5 protein-coding genes and 1 pseudogene are annotated in these 5,370 nt (G+C 61.2%); 5 read left to right on the top strand and 1 reads right to left on the bottom strand.

The window, feature by feature from the left end:
• The 4 genes and pseudogenes from VGI36_01975 to VGI36_01960 all read left to right on the top strand — a co-directional run.
• On the top strand, positions 1 to 278 hold a 278-nt coding region (locus VGI36_01975; GenBank protein HEY2483882.1), incomplete at its 5' end, for a transposase.
• A gap of 15 nt (positions 279 to 293) precedes the next feature.
• A pseudogene (locus tag VGI36_01970) lies at positions 294 to 959 on the top strand (IS110 family transposase).
• 303 nt (positions 960 to 1,262) lie between these two features.
• A complete protein-coding gene (locus tag VGI36_01965; protein ID HEY2483881.1) occupies positions 1,263 to 2,483 on the top strand; it encodes a cytochrome P450 in 1,221 nt (406 codons plus the stop codon).
• 25 nt (positions 2,484 to 2,508) lie between these two features.
• Positions 2,509 to 3,711 (top strand): acyl-CoA dehydrogenase family protein, encoded by a 1,203-nt coding sequence (locus VGI36_01960; GenBank protein ID HEY2483880.1) that lies wholly within the window; start codon positions 2,509 to 2,511, stop codon positions 3,709 to 3,711.
• A 356-nt stretch (positions 3,712 to 4,067) separates the two neighbouring features.
• Here VGI36_01960 and VGI36_01955 read toward each other — a convergent pair whose 3' ends face one another.
• Positions 4,068 to 4,514 carry a hypothetical protein gene (locus VGI36_01955; protein ID HEY2483879.1) on the bottom strand — a complete coding sequence of 149 codons (447 nt, stop codon included), beginning with the start codon at positions 4,512 to 4,514 and terminating at the stop codon, positions 4,068 to 4,070.
• Between the two features lie 162 nt (positions 4,515 to 4,676).
• Between VGI36_01955 and VGI36_01950 the strand changes: the two genes are divergently transcribed.
• Positions 4,677 to 5,309: a TetR/AcrR family transcriptional regulator gene (locus VGI36_01950; protein HEY2483878.1), complete on the top strand. Its 633-nt coding sequence runs from the start codon at positions 4,677 to 4,679 to the stop codon at positions 5,307 to 5,309.
• Positions 5,310 to 5,370: the final 61 nt, after the last annotated feature.

Here is a 5,370-nt window from a genome sequence, read left to right as displayed (position 1 = left end):
CCCAGTATGTGCGTCCGTACGTAAAAACCAACAAGAGCGACACCCGCGACGCCGAGGCTATCTGCGAGGCGGTCCGGCGGCCGACCATGCGTTTCGTCGCGGTGAAAAGTCCGGCGCAGCAGGACGTGCAGGCACTGCATCGTGTCCGTCAACAGCTGGTCAAGGAACAGACCGCGCTGAGCAACCAGGTGCGCGGTCTGCTCGCCGAGTACGGCTTGGTAATTCCGCAAGGAAGCGCCGCGCTGCGACGCGCGCTGGCAAAGATTGTCGCCGAGTAGGACAACGGTCTAAGTGGCCTGATGCGGGAGTTGGTGCTCGACTTGAGCGAGCGGTTGCACAGCACTCAGCAGCGAGTGCGTCGGTACAACCAGCGCATCGTGCAGCTGCTCCAGCAGGATGAGCGCTGTCAGCGCCTAGCTGCCCTGCCGGGCGTAGGTCCGTTGACCGCCACGGCCGTGGTCGCGGCGGTTGGCAATGCCCGTGATTTTAAAAGCGGGCGGGAGCTGGCCGCGTACCTGGGCTTGGTGCCACGCCACCGCGCCAGCGGTGGCCGCACCGTGATGCTCGGCATCAGCAAGCGGGGCGACTGTTATCTGCGGACCCTTATGGTCCACGGTGCACGAGCCGCGATGCGTAACCTCGAACGCCGGCGAGACCCGCGCAGCGTGTGGGCCGGTCGTCTCAAACTGCGGCGCGGGGCCAACATCGCGACGGTGGCATTGGCCAACAAGAACGCTCGAGTGATGTGGGCGCTATTTGACCAGAGGGGAGAAGTATTGCGCCACCCCCCACCCAACGCCGATGCCGCACCGCGCCTAACGGCGCGGAGAAAATCAGGAATAGGAAAACTTGCCAACCAGGGTTGCGAGGCTGTGAGTGAAACCGTGATGGCGAAACCGGTCGGACCGGCATTTTCTCAAACCTTACTGTGCCCAGGGCCTTCGAGGCCGCAAAATTGATAAGGCGAAAGTGTGCGGATTTCCATCAGGGCCCGGGGCAAAATTTAGTAACACACGCCCCACTCCAAAGAGGCCGAATATATGGCTGCAACCGGATCATCGCCCACTCGATTTTTCCATCTACAGCCTTGCGCCACGGGGAGCGGTCCATATATGGGCACAATTCTCCGATGACACTCTGGCTCACAACCCGGAGATCGAAGGTTCAGATCCTTCCCCCGCAACCAGAGATTCTGCAGAACATCCGCCAGTTTTATGAGTCCTGGGTTGACATCTGTCATAAGAAGAATAGGAGTGCCTGCAATGAATCCAAGTGACGTCGATTTAGGGAATCCCGACCTCTACGTCAGCGGGGTGCCGCACGAAGTCTTTACCTGGCTTCGGCGCGAGGACCCTGTGCATTGGAACCCGGTTACAAACGGCTGCGGCTTCTGGTCCATCACCAAGTATGACGACATCGTGGCGATCTCGAAGAACCCAGAGGTGTTTTCCTCGGCCCGCGAGCACGGTGGGCATCGGATTTATGACGAAAACCTAGTTGGCACCGCCGGCATGGGAGCAGAGGAAACCGACGCCCCATTCATAAGCATGGATCCGCCTGAGCATAACCGTTATCGGCGGATGATCTCTCCGGGCTTCGGCCCCTCCCGGCTCAAGGCGCTGGAGGGACAAATCCAGGATCGGGTGTGCAGCATCCTCGACCGCCTCGGAGCACGGAAGGAGTGCGAGTTTGTTACGGAAGTGGCGGCCGAGTTGCCGATCCAGGTGCTCGCGGAGTTGCTCGGCATCCCGCAGGCGGAGCGTCTGAAACTGTTCGACTGGTCGAACTCGATGATCGCCGAAGATGATCCGGAACTCCGCAAAAGCCCCGAGGAGACGGCAGCTGACGTCCGCGCGATGATCGAGTATTCCGGGCGCCTATGGGAGGAGCGTGTGGCTAATCCCGGCCTCGATCTGATCAGCATGCTCATCCATCCAGACGCCGACGGCGAAGTAATGAGCAAGGAGCGGTATCTTGGAACATTCATCCTGCTGGTGGCCGCAGGCAACGAGACAACGCGCAACTCGATTTCGGGCGGACTTATCACGCTCGCCGGGTTTCCCGAACAACGCCAGCGGCTGGCCGATAATCCTACTCTCTATGGCACCGCGGCCGCCGAGATCATCCGCTACGTAAGCCCAATCATGCATATGCGGCGCACGGCTATCGCCGACAGCGTGGTACGCGGCAAGACCATCCGCCGCGGCGACAAGGTAATCATGTGGTATGCCTCAGCGAATCGCGACGAGCAGATCTTCACTAATCCTTTCGGATTCGACCTGACTCGCGCGGAGACCACGCAGCTGGGTTTCGGCGTCGGCCAGCATTTCTGCCTCGGCGCTCGCCTGGCCGAGCTGCAATTGCGGATCTTTTTCACCGAGTTTCTGCGCCGTTATCCCAAAGCCGAGCCGAGCGGTCCAATCCGGAGAATGCGCTCGAACTTCGTCGCGGGCATCAAGGAAATGCCGGTCCGGCTTCACTGATACGCGCAACGCTCGAGACTTCGCGATGTCGTCACCAGCAATTGAAAAAAGCGGCGAAGCGGTCGAACCGGCGATGACCGCCGCGGATATCCGTGCGAACGCGAGCGCCTTGAGCGGCTTTTTGCGCGAGAAATCCGACGCTATCGAAGAAGCGCGCCGCTTGCCTGGCGAGGTGGCTGCGCGTTTGCGGCAAGCGGGGATGTTTCGCCTGATGATGCCGCAAGAATGGGGCGGACCGGAAATGCGTCCGGCTGAGCAGGTCGAAGTGATCGAGGAACTCGCCAAAGCCAATTCTTCCGCCGCGTGGTGCGTGATGATCGGATGCGATTCCGGATTTTTTGCGGGGTTCCTGGAAGACGGGGCCGCGCGAGAGATTTATCCTTGCCTCGACATGATAACCGCCGGCAGCGCAACGCCCTCCGGGCGCGCCGAGCGCGTTGCGGGCGGATATCGAGTCACGGGACGATGGTCGTTCGGTTCCGGCGTGACGCATGCCGATGTGGTCGAGCTCGCCTGCACGCTCTATGAAAACGGCGTGCCGGTCGCGAAAGGCCAGGGTACGCCCGTGACGTGCGGGTTCCTGACCCCAGCTGCAAACGTGGAGGTCGCGGACAACTGGCGCACCACCGGGATGCGCGGGACCGGCAGCTGCGACTACAGCGTAAAGGACTTGTTCGTGCCCGAACGGTTCCTCTGCAACATCCGTCCGCCCGCGCGACGTTCGGGCGTGCTCTGGCGCCGCTCCACGAATTTCCTGCCCAAGGTTTCCGGGGTGCCGCTCGGGATGGCGCGCGCCGCGATCGATTATGCGGTCGAGACGGTAAAAAATCGGGTGGAGATCCCCTCCGGCCGCCCCTTGAGAAACAGCGGACGCATTCAAAGCGTGATCGGCGCCGCGGAGATGCTGCTGGGCGCCGCTCGTTCCTATGTCTTCGTGGCGATGGAACGTGAATGGGCGCGCCTCGAGAGCAACGAGCAGCCCACCATTCGCGAACGCACGGACTCGTGGCTGTCACGGGTGAATGCGGCGCAGGCCGCGCGTGAGATTGTAAGAATGCTCTACGACGCGCTGGGATCGGCTTCCATTTACTCGGAGCGGAGCCCGCTCGATCGGGCGCTGCGTGATGCGGAGACGGTTTGCCAGCATATCGTGATGCAACACAAAACGCTCGCGATGGCGGGAGCGATGCTGCTCGAAGCCGACACTCCGGTACTTCCGTACATCTGAACCGGTCAGCCGATTGTGGCGATCGGCCCAACTCCCTAGAAGATAGTGCACGGGAGGAGAAAGGGGCCCGGTGGCCCCACCGGTCTTCAAACTACAGTCGTCGCCCGAGCCGGCAGATCGCCTTTCTACACGAAGCGAAAAGTCCTTGAACTAATTAAAATTTTACTGGTGGAGCTGACGCGGATCGAACGCGCGACCTCCTGAATAAACACCAGACGTTCTAAATCCTCTTCAGGGCACCGCGTACGCATGTCCCTGACCTTACCGTAAAGTTAGATGAGGATCCTCTTCGAGGAGCAGCTCTGATGATACGTAGGCAACTGTTCGATCGCTCGCCGGCGCGAGCCAGGATCTCGTTAGAGGACGAACTCCGGCTTCGATGTGTCTAAGAGATATCCCCCGACTGCGCGCGCCAGTTGGTCGGGCGCCATATAGGCATGCGCCATTGCCGCTTGCAGATCCTGAAATCTCTGCTGCAGAGGATGTTCCAAAAACAGCGCCCGCCCGCTCGCAGCGCGAAACAGGTCGCCGATTGCCTGGGCGACCAGCTCGCAGCCGCGATTCATATTCCAGCGTACTTGCGCGCGGAGCTGCGGAGACACAAGCGCTGGCGCTTCGGCCATTTGCGACAGTTCCAAAATGTCCGCGCGCACCCGCGTGACGGTCGCATCGAGGTACCACAACGCTTCGGCGAGCCGCTGCTGCGTTAGCGCATCGTCGGCCGCCTTACCGCCAAAGCTCAGGGTGCGATTGCGGGTGTGTGCGATCCAGGTATCGATGAATCCTTTGGCTGAACCGAGCACCTCGCGATCGCGCGCGACGCGCCTGGTAAACGTCGATCTTGGTCGCCGCGCCGCCTTCGTACCGCGCCTGCGCTAACCTCAACGCCTCTCGCTGCCGCCAACCCGGCCCTCGACAGCAGGAGCGACCAGTACCGGGACTGGTGGAACGTGAGAAAGAAGACCGTGAGGAAGCTTCCCGCTCGTGCGCGACCAATAAAACGAAAACGCAACGCCGCCGCCACTCGCGAGGCGATCCTCACCTCGGCGCGGCGGGCCTTTGCGCGTGCGGGCTATGACGGAGTCGGCGTGCGGGAGATTGCGGCCGGTGCAGGAGTGACCGCGATGCTGGTGAATCGATACTTCGGATCGAAGGAGCGACTGTTCGCCGAGGTTCTCGCCGAGACCATGGCGACGCCAAGCATCCTCACTCAGGAGATCATCAACTCACCCACCCCCGGCGAAGACCTCGCCGCCGCGCTTATAAGCCAAACGAAGCCAGGTGCCACCCCTCTCGACGGCTTCCTGATCACGCTCCACTCCGCGTCCAGCAAACGCGCCGCCAAAATCGGGCGCAAGCAGATCGAGAAGTACCATCAGAAGGTGATGACCGACGTTTTGAGCGGAGATCTGGCGCCCCAGCGCGCCGCTCTGGTGCTCTCCCTCATCGCCGGCTTCCAAATTATGCGGCAAATGATTGGTCTCTCGGATTTAGGGCAAGCCGAGCCTGAGGCACTGGTAAGAATCCTTGCGCCTGTGTTTCAGCAAATCGTTGCAGGCATTCCATCCAAGCTGCGAGAGTCTCCTATAGGAACCTGACCCTTCCAATAGGCGGACAACAGAGAGAATTGAGCATGATTCAGGCTGCCGCCGGACGAAA

It is taken from the genome of Candidatus Binataceae bacterium (assembly GCA_036495685.1).
Lineage (GTDB): Bacteria > Desulfobacterota > Binatia > Binatales > Binataceae > JAFAHS01.
The sequence above is the reverse complement of the archived record's forward strand: the minus strand, read 5'-3'. Positions and strand labels throughout refer to the sequence as shown.

Coding starts and splice junctions, on each gene's coding strand:
- VGI36_01960 (HEY2483880.1), top strand. CDS start 2,509: ATGTCGTCACCAGCAATTGAAAAAAGCGGCGAAGCGGTCGAACCGGCG.
- VGI36_01965 (HEY2483881.1), top strand. CDS start 1,263: ATGAATCCAAGTGACGTCGATTTAGGGAATCCCGACCTCTACGTCAGC.